Raw genomic sequence first — 17,962 nt, 5'->3', positions numbered from 1 at the left:
ACAATGCACAATGTATTGTCTCCAATGCACAACATACATTATGCGCTGGAGACTACCATTTAACATTGTTCTCCTTGGCATGGGTCAGTATCCAGAGTCGAATAGTTGTAATTTCATAAGAATAACCACGCTCATCTAGCCATACTTTATAGAATTTTGCTGCCGCTGCTGCGGATTTATGATTAGATTTATTTTTTAACCATTCATCGCAGACTATTCTCTTCGCTTCTCTATTACGCTTATGTTTAGAGTTGGTTGCTTTTGCCAATGCTTTCTTTTTTCTATTTTCTTTTATCTTTAATTCGTTATTTTCAGCCTGAATATCATTCGTTATTTTTTTATACTTTCCTGTTTCATGAATAATATTTCCAATAGACAATGCGTTACAGGCTATAATTGTTGAATCAAGAGATGTTAAAGAGATACTTCCTTCAAAGGACTCATAACGCTCTATGACAAAACTAATATAATGAAGAGCCAACGCTGCGTAATATTCTCTCGGTTCAGCATCTAAAAAACCATCTTCATTTTCATTCTCTTTAAGCCAGTCTAATATTTCATATAAAGCATCCACATCGTCCGTATTTTCAGCGCTTGGGCAATCTAAATCATTACTATCACCAATAAACTCTAAATGATGGGTGTACTTATCAAGATATTCCCATTGAAAAGGATACACATCATCGATACTAACTTCTTGCTCGGAATAATAAACCCTTCCTAATATCTCTTCTCGTAACTTATTAATGGCTAAATCTTTTTCTTCTTCAAAATACACTTGAATTAAATCAAAAATTAGATTCAGTACATTTTGAAGTTGCACGTCTGTTCTATTTTTTGCTTTTAGAATTCCCTGAGCTTCATAAGCAATACTGGATAGCTTTCCATATCTGTAAGGAACTCTTTTTTCTAACGAAAGAAATTCAACTTTTTCATCCACCGTGCCACCCCACAGCCTCTAAATTAATGGTTATGCTAGCCACAGAAGTCTGCGGATTTTCGGTAGCGAACCTAGGCATAACCTATTCTTTTAACGGCTACTATAATCTACTGCCGTCTACAAACCAACGTCACGCCCGCTTACCGAACGAGCCATGAACTACATTTCCATCATGCTCTAAACTATCTAGATAATCCGCATACCATTGGAGCATTTCCCCGCGCCCATCCAGATATTGAGCATGGTTATAAGTACCGCGAATACTGTTTTTATCTGCATGAGCAAGCTGAGTCTCAATCCATGCGGTGTTATAACCTTGTTCATGAAGAATTGTGCTCATTGTATGGCGAAAACCATGACCAGTAGCTTTACCGTTATAGCCAATACGTTTTATCACCTGATTTATCGCGGCTTCGCTCATTGGCTTGGTACAATCGTTCCGGCCCGTAAAGACTAATCGATATCGGCCCGTTATTTCTTTTAACTGGCTGAGAATATCAAGCGCTTGGTGCGACAGAGGAACTAGGTGAGGGCGGCGCATTTTCATTCGCTCGCTGGGGATTAACCATAGTGCTTTATCCAAATCGAACTCTTTCCACTCGGCGGCCCTCAACTCAATGGTTCGAACGCCAGTTATCATTAATAGCCGTGTTGCCAGTTGAGTGATTTTACTGCCGTGATATGAGGATAGCGTTTGCAGGAAAGGAGGTAATTCTGGAGCAAGCAGGTGAGGGAAGTGTTTCGATTTAGCCGTTTTTAACGCGCCGGTTAGCTCTGAGGCTGGATTGGTTTCGGCTCTGCCTGTTACGATGGCATAACGAAAGATTTGACCGCATGATTGGCGGACTTTTTTCATCCGTTCAAGGGCGCCTCTTGATTCAATCCGGCGTAATACTTCCAATACTTCTAACGGTTTTATTTCAGAAACTACACGCTGACCAAGGTAAGGAAATATGTCCTTTTCCAGTCCTTCTAACATGTCTGATGCATAACCAGCCGTCCATCCTTCAAGTTTATGCTGATGCCACTCACGGGCCACAATCTCGAAAGTGTTCGCTGCCGCTGCTTTTAGTTCTGCCTTTTCCGTTTTCCGGATTTCACTTGGATTAACATTATTGGCGACTAACTCTCTGGCCTCTGCTTTTTTCTGGCGGGCAGCAGACAGAGATACTTCAGGATAAGTGCCGAAAGATATCATTTTTGGTTTACCGGCGAATCGGTATCGAAAACGCCACCCCTTACTTCCGTTCGGTTCCACCAACAAAGAAAGGCCCTGACCATCATTAAGGGTATAGGCTTTGTCTTGAGGTTTAGCGGTACGTATTTGGATATCTGTCAGCGCCATGTGTATAGGAATTTCCATTGAACGGGTTCTATACACAATCTTATACACTATTGTGTATAGCTTTCAATAGACGCAGGTATACGTCGGGATAACGAAATTTGCTTGTGAGCTAGGATTTATCAAGGTTTAGTAGACTTTGGAATACTTAAAAATATTTTGAAGTGGCGCCCCCAGAAGGATTCGAACCTTCGACCTACGGCTTAGAAGGCCGTTGCTCTATCCAGCTGAGCTATGGGAGCGTAGAAGAAATTGCAATAATTCAAAACACCCTCAGGTGTTCCAGTGGGGTCGAATTATACGGCTCTTGCGGACTCAGTCAATGGCTTTTACGTGTTAATTCGGCGGGAGTGTTGTTTTCATCATCATACTGAATATAACTTAACCAATTATCATAGTTTTCATTATATTGTCGCTTAAAGGTGTCCAATAGAATGAAAGGATAAGCAGTTAAATAAATTAGCTGTTTTAAGAGGGGTATAAACGGAAAAATAGCTTTAATACCGTAAGGACAAGTGATTTATCATCAATGAAGTTCAATGATTTTATTCTGTTTTATATTTTGATATAAATATCATGTGATTAGTTTTTTAGTTGAATATTATCTTAATGAAACTTAAGGGTGATGTTATTTTATTTGAAATTATTCTTGACAAAAACGAGATGGATAATAGTAGTAAATTCAGTGTCAATGAAACTAAAGTATTAAATATTAGATGGGTGATAACATATTTTTATAACTTAAAATTTAATTTAATGCATTGATTTTTAATTAATTATTTTTTATTTGGTTTTGTTTTGTTAGTGTCCGTTTTTTATGTCAATTATTTTTTAGTTTTGTGTAACATATTTTGGCTGATATTTTTTTAATTGTGGTAATTTTTATTTATATCATCATGATTTACTGTGATTTTAATTTTTAATATATTTTTATCATAAATAAATTTCATAAGTTAGTATGAGCTTTAATAATTAAATTTCATTTGCTATAAAATTATTTTTACTTAAATAGACTAAATTAATAGTGTTGCTTGAAATTGACGAGTGAAATTCCCGTCTATTTATTTACTTATTAAGGCAAGAGGTAACACTATGCATTTAAAAAAATAAAAGTTATGGGAGGACTGGCTGCTGCAATAGTTTTCAGTACGTTCTCTGCTCATGCGGTACTTCAGGTCACCAGTACTGCAGCACCCTATACTATCAATGTCAGTGATTTGGACAAGAAAGAAAAGGAGCTGACTAAAGATCCGTTAATGCAGAAAGTGAAAGAATCTATACTCACCGCCAGTAATGATGTTGTGGAACAAATTGCAGCGGGACGCTCTTCAAACCCGGAGAACGTAAAGCGGGTAGAGAAGATTATTTCTCCGGAAGATTGGAATTATCTGTTTCCTCTACGCGCGCCGGAATATACCTATGAAAACTTTCTGAAGGCGATAGGTAAGTTTCCTGCAGTGTGTGGAACTTACCGTGATGGCCGAGATTCTGATGCCATTTGTCGCAAGGGATTAGCTACCATGTTTGCCCACTTTGCACAGGAAACTGGGGGGCATGAAAGTTGGAAACCAGAAGCAGAATGGCGTCAGGGGCTGGTTTGGTTACGTGAGATGGGGTGGAAAGAAGGTGATCCGGGCGGTTATAACGGTGAATGTAATCCGGATGTTTGGCAAGGACAAACCTGGCCTTGCGGTAAGGATAAGAATGGTCAGTTCATGAGTTATTTTGGTCGGGGAGCTAAACAACTTTCCTACAACTACAACTACGGACCGTTTTCTGAGGCAATGTTTGGCGATGTTCGTACCTTGCTGGATAAACCTGAGCTTGTCGCTGATACCTGGTTGAATTTGGCCAGTGCGGTTTTCTTTTATGTTTATCCACAACCACCAAAACCAAGTATGTTGCATGTAATTGATGGAACCTGGCAACCCAATGCTCATGATAAAGAGAATGGGCTTGTTCCGGGATTTGGCGTAACAATTCAAATTATTAACGGTGGCGTTGAATGTGGTGGCCCAACTGAAATCGCTCAGTCACTGAATCGTATCGCTTACTATAAAGAGCAGACCAAATATTTGAAAGTACCTGTTCCAGGTTCGGAAGTTCTTGGTTGTAAAAATATGAAGCAGTTTGATGCTGGTGGTGCTGGTGCTTTACCAATTTATTGGGAGCAGGACTGGGGATGGAGTCCGGATACGCCTGATGGTAGCACTTATGCCTGTCAGTTGGTTGGGTATCAGACACCGTTTACGGCATTTAAACAAGGCGATTACAGAAAATGTGTTGAACATTTCTTTAATGTAAAAGTTGTTGGAGGTAATGAGCCAACACCGACGCCGGAACCAACGCCAACGCCGGAACCAACTCCAGAGCCAACCCCAACTCCTGAGCCGGAGCCAACACCGAATACAGCACCGGTAGCCGTTTTGAGTGGGCCAACGGGCCCGGTAACCAGTGGCGCTCATGTGGTATTGAACGGTGCGAACTCCAGCGATCCTGATGGAGACAAACTGGTTTATAGTTGGATCATACCCGATGGGCAGACTATTTCTGGCGAAGATAAACAGAGTCTGTCATTTACTGCTCCAGAATTGACAGAAGGAAAACAATATCATTTTACCTTGACCGTTTCTGATGGAAAGCTGAGCAGTGCAGCAGAGTATATTTTAACTGTGATGCCGGTTGCTAAACCAGAACCGACTCCAGAACCTACTCCATCAGGTGATACCGGTCAATATCCGGCCTGGTCAGCGAAGAAAAACTGGAAACCGGGAGATATGGTGACCAACCGTGGAAAAACGTATCAGTGTCGTCCATTCCCAAATGGTGCGTGGTGTAATGTTGCTCCAGCCTATTATGAACCAGGAATAGGTTTGGCGTGGCAAGATGCCTGGACTCTGAAATAAGTTAATCAGGTCATTGCTCTCTAACCTTCACGCCAGCAATGTTGCTGGCGTGAAATTAAACGTTATGTGAACTGCAAAGTAAGATGGTAAGAGTAGGTGGGAGCTTAAAAGCTAATGCCAGTGCCGACGCCAATGCTGGCACCAGAACTACCTCCTGAACCGCTGACGCCAGTACCCTGATATGAAGAACAGGCCGCGAGTAGCAGTATCAATATCACTGGCATAATTTTCTTCATCTGTTTTCCTCTATTTAGTGACAAGGTTTTGTTGCGATTTTTTGGTTTTTGTCTCGAAGAGAGATATTGCGTAGATTTTGTCATGCCAACACTGGTTATGTCATTGAATAATTCTGAACTGCTTTGTATAAAGGGACGTTTGTACAAGAGCTGTGTTTTGACCCGAATTGATATAGTGAAAATATGTTTTTATTTCACTTAGATAGCTGAATCGCTGGCGTAGGTTTTTTGAGTATAAATGTTGCCTTTCAATGCCATCAGAGATGGTATTAAAAGAGGATAATTACTAATTTCAAATGAATAAAGTTAGTTAGAGTTATTCTTTCTAATCATATTGTAAATGCTTTATTCTGACATTGACATTGAGTTAGCTTGTTTCAGCATTTTACTTTTATATAACTCATTGTGAAGCTCTACGATTGCTATCATATTTGATATTGATGCTTTATCAGGGCCATAGGGACCGTAAGGCCCAATTTGGGTACCCGGAGCATACATTTTATCCAATGCCCATATGGCACAGCATTGGTTGTTGAGTTCAAAAATGATAGCTTCTTCTGTTGTATCGATAATACTGCCTTTTTTAAGTAAGGTAGTGATAAATTCGTCATAATCACGACTGTATTTTTGTTTATATCGATATCCATAAGCAAGATAGTGGTAGATGGTTTTTAACATAATGTTTCTATACTGTATTGATTTTTATTAGCATAGTTAACATTTTGATATTATCAACTATGGATGGAATATTTTCTTATGTACCTGAGTACAGTGCTCTGGTTATACTGCATATATGTTACATATAAGTTAAATATTAATCTGTTCCTTTATGACTTGAAAGATAAGTCATAAAGCGTGTCATTTATATAATAAAAATAACTGATTGTAAAATTCAATTTTATAAATTGTTTTTAATAATAGTTTTCATTTTTAAATTATGACCCATCCCTAAGTAAGGGAAATCTGGTCGTTATTAAAAACTTCAATTTAACTAAGGGATATGCTGTGGGGTTTTATTTTTTTTGATTAACTCTGAATGGTTATGGTGAAAATAAATTTTTGAATCAAGTAAGTATCAAAAAGATCATATTGATTAATGGCATGTTTTAATGTTAAGCCGAAAGTATTATTTGAAATATGTTTGATGCTTCTATTGTTAATATTTTTAAATTATACATTAAACGTTAACTAAGCAAGTTCTATTCTGTTAGCCGAAATATCTCTTATTAAGAGTGAACTGTAAAAAACAGCAGGCCTTAAACACAGCCTGCTGTTTGACTATCGTTTACTTCTTAAATGCGCCAAACGGATCTTTCAGCATATTGACAATTGAAGTGCCAATCAATGGAATCTTGCCCAGAGTGGCTTCAATGATTTTATTTTCAAAGTTATTGATAGATTCAGCAGCAGCACCCAGACCTAGTTTTCCCAGTGCGGAACCGAAGATTCCAGCACCATTTACTTGTTCAATTTCGCGTTCTGTCAGATTTCTCATTGTCATATCCTTATATTTTTCGAAGTCGAAAATTATATTAAGCTTTATATTTTATTTAATAAAAGCGTTTTAATGTTCTGTGCAGTTCTAATTTATGCACAGGGGTAATTTAATGGCTATCGGATATTAGTCAATGGTGTATTTATACGATCGTGTTGTTTATTTATCGTTATTTGTTTTTATTGAATCTTTTCTTATTTTTAATTTATTTAAATTTAGGAATTGTTTTATTTTTGTCTAAATAATATCATCCGGGTGACATTATTAGCCTTGAAATTATTTCAATTACGATGGTAAGCGAGTTTTAATAATGTAGGAAAGAGAGGGAAGTTGAAAACGTAAAAATATAATTAGCGGATATCGTTAGTCATATCCGCTCTTATTGTAGCTAAAAATGTTAATCCCAATCAGGTGCAAGGCCTTCCGGATTCACCAACCGACCTTCGCATTCCAGCTTAGCGATTTCAGTCATTTCTTCTTCAGATAAATGCAGTTGTTGAGCCAAGAGATTACTGGCCAGATTTTCACGTTTTGTTGAGGATGGAATAACGGCGTAACCTAATTGCATTGCCCAGGCAAGAATTACCTGTGCTGGCGTTGCATTGTGACGGGTAGCAATATTTTTTATGACCTCTTCTTGTAGTGCCTTGCCATAAGCCAGCGTCATATAAGAAGTAATCTCGATGTTATGTTTTTTCGCAAAATTAACAACCTGCTGATTTTGCAGATAGGGTGAGAGTTCTATCTGGTTGGTTGCAATATTTTCTGCTCCAACCGCGTTTATCGCACTTTGCATCAGGGCGATAGTAAAATTGGATATCCCAATCTGGCGAGTTAATCCCAGATTTTTTGCTTTAATCAGTTCCGCCATATACTCGGCAACTGGAACCTCATCGTTAGGTGAAGGCCAGTGAATTAATGTGAGATCAACATAGGAGGTTTTTAGTTTTGTCAGACTTTCGCGCAGGCTGGGGATTAACTTTTCTTTACTCAGGTTAGCAATCCATATTTTTGTGGTAATAAATAGTTCTTCGCGTTTAATACCACTTTGACTGATTGCTATGCCAATATCGGCCTCATTTTCATAAATTTGTGCGGTATCGATAGTGCGATAGCCTAAAGCGAGCGCATTACTAACAGAATCAATGACAACTTCATTCTGAAGGCGAAAAGTACCTAATCCGAACACAGGGATATTCATATCATTTTCTCTTTTGTATGATGGGGATGTAATAACTTTGTTATTGTTTGATCATCATGGCAAAAAAGAGATCGTAGAAAAAGCGGCCTTGCAGCATAACTGTTTTGCTTTAGCAGCAAAGATAGATTGGCTGAAACGGGAAAGATATATCAGGAAATTTTTATCAAATAAAAAATATCCCCATCAGCAGACAGGGATAATCATCTTGGTATTTAATATTTTGTTATTGTAATAGTAGCAGTGACATGATGAACGCCGCTTTGATTACAATGGCATATGCTTGTTCGAACACCAAATTAATAATAGTGATAATAAATTTCTTTTGTTAAGTACTTCTTAATTCGATAACAATAATAAACAGGCTGAAGTAAATTATTTTTATTGATGATTGTTAAATTTTTAAAAAGAGTAATTTATTTTTTATCTTTAAAATTCATTTAGATAGCTTGATATTTGGGTTCTGATTGTCTGCTTGGCTCTTTACTGATCAAGGTGTTGTTTCTTTATCAAGGCTGCTTTTAAATGGCAAGTTGTCACCGAAGTGAAAATAAATGGAAGAAATGATTGTGTAATCCAACTAAGTGTGGCTTAATGATTACCGGTTTGTAGTACAGACCTATTTATGTATAGTAATTTAAAGCAGTTCGCCATTTAGCGTTATCTCTGATATCACTTCTTCAAGAATTCCTTCTAATTAGTTCCCATAAGTAAAACTGACAAACAGACCATCAAATAATTTATGGTAATTTAATAAGAGTTAGAGGAATACACGATGTCTAATACAATGACTGGTTTAGTAAAATGGTTTAACAGCGATAAAGGTTTTGGTTTTATTTCTCCTAAAGATGGTAGCAAAGATGTGTTTGTTCACTATTCAGCTATCCAGGGAACAAACTTCAAAACTTTAGAAGAAGGTCAAGAAGTATCTTTCTCTATCGAGAACGGTGCTAAAGGCCCATCAGCGGTTAACGTTGTTGCTTGCTAATCAGCATTTCTGATAGTTCATTATGTAGAATTGGCCCAGTGGGTTAACGCATACTGAATTATTAATAAAAGCCTGGGATAATTACCCGGGTTTTTTTATGCTTAAAACTTGCCATACTCCCCGTAGAACTCCCTCATTTTACCGCACAAAAAGACTAAAAATAGTGGTTATCACCATCTCTTTTAGCACAACCTGTTTGTCATAGATTGAAATATTGAGCTATGTTTAAAAAGTAAACATACGTTTGATAACAGAAAATCATCTGAAGATGAGCACGATAGGGGAAATTAACATGATTAAAAAACTTACCATGATTTTATCGAGCCTGATTTTAGCATTTGGCCTTTCTGCATGTGCCAGCGATTATGTGATGACCACTAATAGTGGACAAATTATTGTGGCACATGGAAAACCAGTTTTAGATAAAGAAACGGGTATGACCAGTTATGTCGATCAGGATGGAAATGAACATCAGATAAAATCTGAAGAAATTTCAGAGATGGTCGAAAAATAGAGTCTGTTACTAATTCAGAGTGATTATATAACATTAGGGCCCCGCATTATGTCGGGGCCCTAATGTTATATAAGTAGATAATCGGCCAGCAGTAATTGATTATGTGATTTATAGTTAATACAGTCCCGCCAGATTGAGTTGGCGTTTTGCAAGCTTGATAGATATCAGTGAATAGGGGTCTGTTGATGAGAAAAATGATAAACGTAGTGTGTATTACATCAGGGCTATTTGTCGTTGCACTAATTCAAGGGTGCTCTACAGGTTCAAAAACTCAGGATGTTTCTGCTATTGGAGGGCAGGGAAATCCTGCAGATACCTATTGTGCCAGTGTTGGTGGTAAAGTTCAGCCAAGGCAAAATGCAAAAGGCAGCTATTCAGTTTGTTCTTTTAAAGATGGCTTACAGCTTGATACATGGGAACTTTATCGGGCTAATCATAAAAGTTGATCTTGGTTTTTTACATGGATACTAAGTCTAAAGTGGCAACCATTTGGACGATACCTCAAATTTGTTATTGACTTAATTATGCGCTATGCATTAATTTATATAGCGATTGAGCACATCCTCACCGAATGGCTTGATTAGATGTACTGTTAAATTGCTCGCTTCGCCCTGATCGCCATCAGGGCTTTTTCTTTTTCATACTCACCTGACGTCATTTGTTTTAATCTTCTGAATCTGAACAGCTTATCCTGGCAAAAAGTGCTTTTACTCAATTAATTCCAATAATGTCTTTTTGAGAGTGATCCATGATGGGATTCTTGTTGTAGATATCTGGTAAATATCTTTTGCAACATGCTAAAGTTGGGACACTTGGACAGGAATAATCATTAATAAGGGATAATTATGAAGAAAACCATACTTGCATTAACTATATTCATGAGCTTGCCTGCGCTGGCTGAAGATAGTTCAGTGGTGAAAGACAGTATCAAGAGTACGGTTTCCGGGGTGATTGCTGCGGGTAAAGATGCACTTAGCGGAGTGAAAGATGGTGTAGATGATGGACGTCAGTCGGGCAGTAGCATTGATGGTGCTATTATTGTGACAGATAAAGAGAATTTGGCTAAGTATGTTACTGTTTCTGTGTTATCTGCGGAAAAGGTAGCGGAGCAAGAGTATAAACTGACGCTGGCTTTACGTAATAACACCGATAAGATTGTTCGACTGTCGAATCTTAATGAAAGTAAATCACTTATTCTGATTGATAAAGATGGATTTATTTCCTCATTAAAAACGCCACTGACACCAGCAGAATTCGATATCACTATTCCAGAAAACGCAGGCGTTAAGCAACGTTATGTTTTTGGTGGTGTTGAGGATGTTCCTGCAATATTACGTCTTTATGGTATGGATATCACTGTACCCGCTCCTGAGGCTAAGTAAACTTTTCTGATTTATTATTCAGCAAATCATGTTTCCGACGATATTATACGGTATCGTCGCTCTTCCCGGTGTTGAGTAATTGTAACGATGACATTTGACTTATTTGAACACCTTGAGCCACCAGAGGTAGTCCGGGAAGAATTGGCGCCCGGAGCAGTAGTGTTACGCCATTTTGTTCTTCAACATACGAAAGCCATATTGGCTCAGGTAGCGTCAGTTGTTGAATATTCACCGTTTCGCCATATGACCACACCTGGCGGCTATGATATGTCAGTAGCAATGACTAACTGTGGTGATTATGGCTGGGTTACGGATCGTCAGGGGTATCGTTACAGCAGGAAAGATCCGCTCACGGGTAAACCGTGGCCACCAATAGCCCCATTACTCTCCCAATTAGCAATAGAAGCGGCTGAACAAGGGGGCTTTTCTAATTTTCAGCCAAACGTTTGTTTGATTAATCGTCATGCGATAGGCGCGAAGATGTCGTTACATCAGGATAAGGATGAAAAAAACGTTAATTATCCTATTGTCTCTATGTCGTTTGGCTTACCTGCTGTATTTCAATTTGGCGGACTTTTCCGTAGCGATAGTGTCCAAAAATGCGTACTGACCCAGGGAGATGTAGTGGTTTGGGGAGGCGTGTCTCGATTGGCCTATCACGGTATTCTACCGGTAAAAGCGGGTTATCATTCAGATACCCAAGATTGCCGCATTAATCTTACATTTCGTCAGGTTGATTAAGCCGTTTTCTCTATAGACTTAATGAGTAATGATAGCCAGTTATATAAATCTTTTTTAGTCTGATAGCAGATAAGATTTACTGAATGGCAATATTCATCTTCTGTAAATCTAACGTATATTGTTTCGCTAATGGTAAAAGACAAATCAAGTGAATTAACTAAAGGGTGATAGTGTGTCAGATGTATTTAATGCCTGGTTAAATGGATATCGACGAATTTTTGATTATAACGGTAGGGCAAGACGGCGCGATTTTGCCTGGTTTCTGTTGCTGCAGTTAGTCTTCTTTTTTGCTGTTGCCAGCATTGTCAGTATCCTGTTTGGTAATAGCGGGTTGATTACGGAAACCGTCGCCAGTGTACTTATGATGATAACAATATTGACCACCTTGTCATATAACGTTCGACGTTTACATGATTGCGGCCAGAGCGGATGGTGGTGTTTTGGTTATTTGATTCTTGCAGGGGTGTTCATCGTTGCTTCGCTAATGCTAAGGCCAACAGAAGGAAGTAACCAATATGGCCCTGACCCAAGGACTGCAACTCATTAATTTTGCACTATAATAAAAGAGCAGTTTGAGATTGCTCTTTTATTACAGGTGTTCCCGATGGCTGGTTTACCCTTATTTATCTTTATTATCTTTCCTGCCGTACTGGCACTATTCATACGATTTTTTTCCCGACTGGCGGGTAAAAAAGTGAGATTTTTGCCGATCTTTCTATCATTGGTCGTTATCAGTTTTTCTATGTCAGTTGTTTATGTTATTTACCACTATGGTTTTTATCAGCCCAATTAATTTGTATAGACAGAAGTTGTGAGTCTGACTTTTATATTGAAATACATGCGTTGTAAAATTGGAGTAGAAGGACTCAGGTGGGGGGAAGGGTAGCAAACAGGCTGACTAACGAGAGAACAATAATACCCAGCAGGATCTCCATCCCGGTACAGAATGAGAAATACCGTATAGTGTGGCTGCCTTGTTGATTCATTTTGGGTACCAGCCGATAGCGATTATACAGGGCAATCATAATCATCACGATGACCAGAATAACTTTGATTCCGAGCAGTTGTTGATAATCCGATGACCAGTCAACAGGCCAACGTTGCAGAATGAGGGCGCTATTGATGATACCGGTTAAAACGACCAATATGACAGCCAGATGGCCTATACGAGAAAACCGAATTAATGTATGTATGGCATCAGAACGATACAGCTCAACCGACAAATAACGCAGGCAAACTAATAAAGGAATAAGAGCCCCTAACCAGTATCCACCGCAGATTAAATGCAGAGCATGATTTATACGATGTAGCCATCCAATAGACCCGCTATGTAGTGTGGCATGGCCGACAAATCCCAATGAGATTAACAATAAAAAGGCCAACAGGCTAATCAGGTTAAAACGCCAGTAAATAGGAAGAAACAAACAGATAGTGGCAGTTAATGTAAATATAATTTGCCAGCGCCACGCCTGACCAAAGGTGGTTGAGAGGACATCTGCGAGAACGTCTATTTTAATTGTATCTGACCAACCATCTCCCATTAAGCCACTTTGTATACTGAGTAGTCCTGTTGAGGTCAATAGTGCTATCAGTAGGCTATAGGTTAATAATCTGTGTAGATCGTATTGAAGTGATAAACGAAATTTTCCATAACTCAGATAACTGACAAATACGGTGATACCAAACAGTAATATCACCGCACAGAAATGCAATAGTCTGAAAAAAATATAGAGAACTTCCAGACTCATTAATCAGCTTTTACTACAAATTTAAAAGAACCTTTAGTATTGTGACCATCAACAGATACGACATGCCAGTTAACGGTATATTGACCTGTTGATAACGATACTTTTAGTGGGGCGATTAGACGGCTGCTATTGGTGGTATCCAGAAGTAACTCATCGGTAGGTATGACTTTGTCATTCGGACCGAGTAGCTCAATTTTACTGAATTTTACTTCGACCCCTTCTGAATATGTTAATGATATCTCTTTTGGTGAAGTCGTCAGAGTGCTCTCTGCCGCAGGCGTTTGCTGTTTTAGATGTGCATGAGCTAACGCGGAGGGTGAGGCTAAGCTGAATAATATGATGAATAGTGACGTTAATAAGTGAGACAAACGAAAGTACATAGCTTTAACCTCATGGGAAGGAATCAAATGGTGGATCAAAATATTAACATTCTTCATTTTGTCCGTGTAGAATTGATAATAGTGCTCATTGGATGTAAATCAAGTAGTCCACAAAACTTTCCATAACTATTGAATTAATCATTATTTATTTTTTAAAATGATTAATTCTTCTTTTTTATCTAAAATTAAATTTAAATTGGTTTTTAATTCTGGATTTTTGGTTGTTTTATATCTTAATATCTGCTTTATTGTTTATTTATTGGATTTAAATTCTTTTTATTGGATTTGATTTTGGTTTATTTGTCTGTATATTCCCCCTTTAAGGCAACCGATCATTATTTTTTTGGTCGGTGTGGCGCTGAAAGTTTGTTTGGGCAAGTTTTCTGTTTGGTGGGGCGGATACGAAAATGCTTGAAAATTTTGGTGTAATAAATCTTTGGACTTATGTTATTGGTGTAATTTTCATTACATTAATACCCGGACTTAATTCTATTTTTGTACTGACCAGTAGTGCTAAGCATGGTGTAAAAGAAGGATATAAAGCTTCTTTCGGTGTTTTTCTGGGTGATGCCACATTGATTTTTTTGGCATTTATTGGCGTAGCTTCACTGGTTCGCACTTCACCACTATTTTTCAGCATTGTTAAATATGCCGGTGCGGCTTATTTGCTTTATTTGGGTGGGCGTATTCTTTATACCACGCTAATAAAAAGAGAAGGGCATACGGTTGCTGAAACGCCTAAAGCAACCAAAGAGCATACTTTTAGAAAAGCGCTGCTATTAAGTTTGACTAACCCTAAAACGATCATCTTTTATGTTTCATTCTTTGTTCAATTTGTTAGCCCTGACTACCCGAATACGGCGGTTCCATTTTTTATCCTTGGTAGCATATTAGAAGCATTTAGTATGTTGTATCTTTCCGTATTAATTTTTGGTGGGGCGACACTGGCTTCTATGTTCCGCCAGCGCTATGGATTAGCGAAATTATCTAATGGATGTATTGGTACATTATTTTTGGCATTTGGGCTTAAGCTGGCATTAGCAAGCTCTTAGTTTTAAACGATATATCAATGTTTAATGTCAGTTCTCATTTAATTATGGGAACTGGCATTTTTGTTAATAAATTGAAAGTCTGCTTGAGATAAGAGGGATTAACTGATATCAAAGATTAATGTGTTGGATAACGGGAGGTTATTCATTATGTGGCTGTCTTTGATAACAGAATATAAGTATCAAAAAGGGAATCATTAGCATGAGACATCATTTAAAGGCATTACTGGCCATTAGCGCTGTTGCGGTTACATTCAATTTGCCAATTGTTCAGGCAGAAAGCTATCAGGTTTGCATTGATAAATATACTGACGCTTCAGGAAACCGAACGGCATCTCTCAGTGATTGCCAGGGTAATGATTATGTTATTCGTCCTCAATCTATGAGGCCTACCTCTGTTGTTTCTGGTTCAGATCGCCGTATGTATTCCTCCGGCAGTGAACGTCCTTCTGGTCGTAATCAGGTTGATGAGTCTACCTATGCCAGCGATCGTTGGTGTGATGATAGTGGGTGTTATCGTATCCAAAACAAGCGTAATCTTTGTGTACTGGAAGTAACTGGTGAATTGGTTGACTGTAATTAATTTGTATCGATAATTTGTTGGTGTAATCGTTCGGGTAATCGGAAGGAAGTTATAATGATTAAGAAGATCATTATATTAGTCATGTTATCTTCTTTTCTCTGTGGATGTGGCAGTTTCGCCAGCCGGTTCGAAGGAGGATATCATGATGAGTATTACTCTGGTGTGAAATATTCCGTACATCAGGCCAACAGAGGTTATGGAGCTTACTATCTTGATATTCCTTTCTCTTTTATCCTGGATACCGTCATGTTACCTGCAGATATTATTCGTATAGAATCCACTCATTAGTTGCTTATAAACTGATCGGAAATTCAGGTTTTTTTGATGCCGGAAGGAATTGTTTTTAGCACACTTTTATTTTTTACAAACACATTGTTATGAGATTGATAAATAATTTCATAACAATGGTGAAATCACGCTGTGAATTTTTATATTTTCCTGGATTAAAAGAAAAATAAATTAGTGGATGTTATTTTTTGACAGATAAAAAATTCATGAACAAGTGCTATCTGGTGTCATGTCGATATTAGTGGATGAAGCAAATTGATATCTTTTATCCTTAAGGTGTAGGAACGCTTGGGATTACTTTTCTTTGTATAATCAATTGAATGCGTCTTATTTTGTGCTCGGTAATATCGTGAATACCTACAGGTTTGTAGCATTCAGAACATATTGAGCCATAAATATCGTCAAAAGATTCTACCTGTTGGTCAGATCGAAATGATGTGTTACCACACCTTGAGCATTGAAATTTAAAGTCAGGACACATAATCGCCCCTCAATAGGTTTAGCTAATATTTTCTTAAATAATTTATACCATAATTATTATATTAGAATAGGTGTTCTTTAGTACACTAAATTAAGATAACTGTTTCAGTTTGTGTTTTATCTTATGTTTTAGTTATCTTTATTATGTCCATTTAATATTTTTAAAATATATTTGATTGTGTATTTTTTTGTTTCTTTATCTAATTATAAAATTATTGTTATAAAAGTTAATTGTTGGTTAATTAATGTGTAATGGTAACTAATACAATCCTATTTCATTTTCTCTGGCTCTCTCTTTTTTGGGTATCATTTTTGTTTGTCTCCTTACTGAGTATCCGTTAACCTGCGGGCCTGATTTCAATGACTCCAGATATAAAAAATATGATTGGGTATAAATGGTGGGTGAGTACCCTTAGTCTGCTTTTTTTTCCGTTATATGGGTTGACAGCAAAACCAGAAATGTCAGGCCCCATTAGTTTTAATAAAGCCAAGCAACTGGCGATAGAAATCCACCGTGATATGAGCCAGAGCTTTTATTGTGGTTGTTCCATTCAGTGGTTTGGCCGTAAGGGAGTGCCCGATTTAGAAGGATGTGGATACCGAATCAGGAAAAATGTTGAGCGGGCTGGTCGTATAGAGTGGGAACACGTAGTACCCGCCTGGCAGTTTGGTCACCAGCGGCAGTGTTGGCAAAGCGGAGGTAGAAAAAATTGCACTCAAGATCCGATATATAATGTAATGGAAACCGACCTGCATAATTTACAACCTGCTATTGGTGAAGTTAATTACGATCGCTCTAACTTTCAGTTTGGTCAGTGGAATGGGGCTGCCACCCAATATGGACAATGCCAAATGAAAGTTGATTTTAAGAATAGAACCGTTGAACCACCGGAAAGAGCGCGGGGCGTGATTGCACGGACTTATTTCTACATGCGCGATCGCTATCACTTTCGGTTATCTAAACAACAAACAGAACTGTTTGATGTTTGGAATATGTTTTATCCCGTAACTGAGTGGGAATGTGAACGAAATCAACGCATATTGAAGGTTCAGGGTAATGATAATCCATATGTCTCGAAATTATGTGAAAGAGCAAGATAAAATTATCTAAATATTCTGTCGATAGTGATTAGTTTTAACATTTCAATTTCTGATGAAATTTTGTTTTATTGAGCTATATTAAAAATGGAAAAATAAGATATCTGTGTGTTACGTTTTATTTTTTATCACGCAGCTAAAAACTACTCATAGATATTTTTTGATGGTACAATTTGGGCTGAACAATCATGATGTTGTTCCAAGTTGTTGTTATTTTTATAATTAAATTTCAAGGAAATGAATAAATGAAACCTTCCCGCGTTCTTCTTTCTTCTGTTGTTGCTTTTTCTTTACTGGCTTTAAGTGGTTGTGGTGAAAAAGAGCCTGCTAAGGCTGCGGATAATGGTTTGCCAGCTGAGTGTAATGAGTATGTTAATACCATTACTACTTGTGTAAACAAACTGGGTAAAGACAACAAGGCTATGGCCGATCAGTTTAAAACTCAGATGGATGCTGCAACTGAATCCTGGAAACAAATGAGTGATAAAGAAGCGCTGAAAAACAGCTGTAAAGCTGCTATGGATGCATTCAAACCTACTCTGTCTCAATTAGGTTGTTAATCTAATTAATACTCACGCCGTAGTTATATAATTA

The 17,962-nt window shown here is 37.8% G+C and carries 20 protein-coding genes and 1 tRNA gene; 12 read left to right on the top strand and 9 right to left on the bottom strand.

The features are described from left to right. Nucleotides 1–52: 52 nt before the first annotated feature. From I2494_RS03925 to I2494_RS03915, 3 genes are all read right to left on the bottom strand, one after another. Complete coding sequence (locus I2494_RS03925; protein ID WP_218465345.1) at nt 53–940, bottom strand: hypothetical protein; 888 nt, start codon at nt 938–940, stop codon at nt 53–55. Nucleotides 941–1,070: 130 nt separating this feature from the next. Continuing rightward, entirely contained in the window at nt 1,071–2,285 is a 1,215-nt protein-coding gene (locus I2494_RS03920; protein ID WP_218465990.1) for a tyrosine-type recombinase/integrase, read from the bottom strand. A 162-nt stretch (nt 2,286–2,447) separates the two neighbouring features. Beyond that, nucleotides 2,448–2,524, bottom strand: a tRNA-Arg gene (locus I2494_RS03915). 873 nt (nt 2,525–3,397) lie between these two features. Between I2494_RS03915 and I2494_RS03910 the strand changes: the two genes are divergently transcribed. Next, nucleotides 3,398–5,188 (top strand): chitinase, encoded by a 1,791-nt coding sequence (locus I2494_RS03910; protein WP_228350825.1) that lies wholly within the window; start codon nt 3,398–3,400, stop codon nt 5,186–5,188. A gap of 104 nt (nt 5,189–5,292) precedes the next feature. On the opposite strand, the gene I2494_RS20515 is transcribed toward I2494_RS03910, so the two are convergent. From I2494_RS20515 to dkgB, 4 genes are all read right to left on the bottom strand, one after another. Continuing rightward, nucleotides 5,293–5,424 carry a hypothetical protein gene (locus I2494_RS20515; RefSeq protein WP_267081184.1) on the bottom strand — a complete coding sequence of 44 codons (132 nt, stop codon included), beginning with the start codon at nt 5,422–5,424 and terminating at the stop codon, nt 5,293–5,295. Between the two features lie 345 nt (nt 5,425–5,769). Continuing rightward, nucleotides 5,770–6,102 carry a hypothetical protein gene (locus I2494_RS03905; protein WP_218465346.1) on the bottom strand — a complete coding sequence of 111 codons (333 nt, stop codon included), beginning with the start codon at nt 6,100–6,102 and terminating at the stop codon, nt 5,770–5,772. Nucleotides 6,103–6,709: 607 nt separating this feature from the next. Beyond that, nucleotides 6,710–6,919 carry a hypothetical protein gene (locus tag I2494_RS03900; protein ID WP_218465347.1) on the bottom strand — a complete coding sequence of 70 codons (210 nt, stop codon included), beginning with the start codon at nt 6,917–6,919 and terminating at the stop codon, nt 6,710–6,712. Nucleotides 6,920–7,316: 397 nt separating this feature from the next. After that, the gene (dkgB, locus tag I2494_RS03895; protein ID WP_218465348.1) at nt 7,317–8,120 is read right to left on the bottom strand and encodes a 2,5-didehydrogluconate reductase DkgB; all 804 of its coding nucleotides are present in this window, start codon (nt 8,118–8,120) and stop codon (nt 7,317–7,319) included. 772 nt (nt 8,121–8,892) lie between these two features. Between dkgB and cspE the strand changes: the two genes are divergently transcribed. From cspE to I2494_RS03865, 6 genes are all read left to right on the top strand, one after another. Further along, entirely contained in the window at nt 8,893–9,105 is a 213-nt protein-coding gene (gene cspE, locus I2494_RS03890; RefSeq protein ID WP_108899827.1) for a transcription antiterminator/RNA stability regulator CspE, read from the top strand. Between the two features lie 295 nt (nt 9,106–9,400). Next, entirely contained in the window at nt 9,401–9,619 is a 219-nt protein-coding gene (locus I2494_RS03885) for a YgdI/YgdR family lipoprotein (RefSeq protein WP_407657855.1), read from the top strand. A gap of 185 nt (nt 9,620–9,804) precedes the next feature. Further along, nucleotides 9,805–10,065, top strand: coding sequence for a putative hemolysin (locus tag I2494_RS03880; RefSeq protein WP_218465350.1), 261 nt, complete (start codon nt 9,805–9,807; stop codon nt 10,063–10,065). Nucleotides 10,066–10,464: 399 nt separating this feature from the next. Continuing rightward, nucleotides 10,465–11,001: a hypothetical protein gene (locus tag I2494_RS03875; protein WP_218465351.1), complete on the top strand. Its 537-nt coding sequence runs from the start codon at nt 10,465–10,467 to the stop codon at nt 10,999–11,001. 87 nt (nt 11,002–11,088) lie between these two features. Continuing rightward, on the top strand, nt 11,089–11,742 hold the full coding sequence (gene alkB, locus I2494_RS03870) for a DNA oxidative demethylase AlkB (protein ID WP_218465352.1): 654 nt from the start codon (nt 11,089–11,091) through the stop codon (nt 11,740–11,742). Nucleotides 11,743–11,914: 172 nt separating this feature from the next. After that, the gene (locus tag I2494_RS03865; protein ID WP_218465353.1) at nt 11,915–12,289 is read left to right on the top strand and encodes a DUF805 domain-containing protein; all 375 of its coding nucleotides are present in this window, start codon (nt 11,915–11,917) and stop codon (nt 12,287–12,289) included. A gap of 319 nt (nt 12,290–12,608) precedes the next feature. On the opposite strand, the gene copD is transcribed toward I2494_RS03865, so the two are convergent. Together copD and copC are read right to left on the bottom strand one after the other, a co-directional pair. Beyond that, on the bottom strand, nt 12,609–13,490 hold the full coding sequence (copD, locus tag I2494_RS03860; protein WP_218465354.1) for a copper homeostasis membrane protein CopD: 882 nt from the start codon (nt 13,488–13,490) through the stop codon (nt 12,609–12,611). Further along, the gene (gene copC / locus I2494_RS03855; protein ID WP_228350824.1) at nt 13,490–13,927 is read right to left on the bottom strand and encodes a copper homeostasis periplasmic binding protein CopC; all 438 of its coding nucleotides are present in this window, start codon (nt 13,925–13,927) and stop codon (nt 13,490–13,492) included. Before copC ends, copD begins: the two co-directional genes overlap by 1 nt. A 350-nt stretch (nt 13,928–14,277) precedes the next feature. Here copC and leuE point away from each other — a divergent pair, with 350 nt between their 5' ends. The 5 genes from leuE to I2494_RS03830 all read left to right on the top strand — a co-directional run bounded on the left by leuE (nt 14,278) and on the right by I2494_RS03830 (nt 17,928). After that, entirely contained in the window at nt 14,278–14,922 is a 645-nt protein-coding gene (leuE, locus tag I2494_RS03850; RefSeq protein ID WP_218465355.1) for a leucine efflux protein LeuE, read from the top strand. A gap of 199 nt (nt 14,923–15,121) precedes the next feature. Further along, nucleotides 15,122–15,502: a hypothetical protein gene (locus tag I2494_RS03845; protein ID WP_218465356.1), complete on the top strand. Its 381-nt coding sequence runs from the start codon at nt 15,122–15,124 to the stop codon at nt 15,500–15,502. 54 nt (nt 15,503–15,556) lie between these two features. Beyond that, nucleotides 15,557–15,790: a YceK/YidQ family lipoprotein gene (locus I2494_RS03840; protein WP_218465357.1), complete on the top strand. Its 234-nt coding sequence runs from the start codon at nt 15,557–15,559 to the stop codon at nt 15,788–15,790. Nucleotides 15,791–16,729: 939 nt separating this feature from the next. Beyond that, nucleotides 16,730–17,371, top strand: coding sequence for a deoxyribonuclease I (gene endA, locus I2494_RS03835; protein ID WP_321206094.1), 642 nt, complete (start codon nt 16,730–16,732; stop codon nt 17,369–17,371). A 242-nt stretch (nt 17,372–17,613) separates the two neighbouring features. After that, complete coding sequence (locus I2494_RS03830) at nt 17,614–17,928, top strand: hypothetical protein (protein ID WP_130591832.1); 315 nt, start codon at nt 17,614–17,616, stop codon at nt 17,926–17,928. The last annotated feature ends 34 nt before the right edge of the window (nt 17,929–17,962 follow it).

The organism is Limnobaculum allomyrinae (assembly GCF_016649425.1).
In the GTDB taxonomy this organism is placed as follows: domain Bacteria; phylum Pseudomonadota; class Gammaproteobacteria; order Enterobacterales; family Enterobacteriaceae; genus Limnobaculum; species Limnobaculum allomyrinae.
The sequence above is the reverse complement of the archived record's forward strand: the minus strand, read 5'-3'. Positions and strand labels throughout refer to the sequence as shown.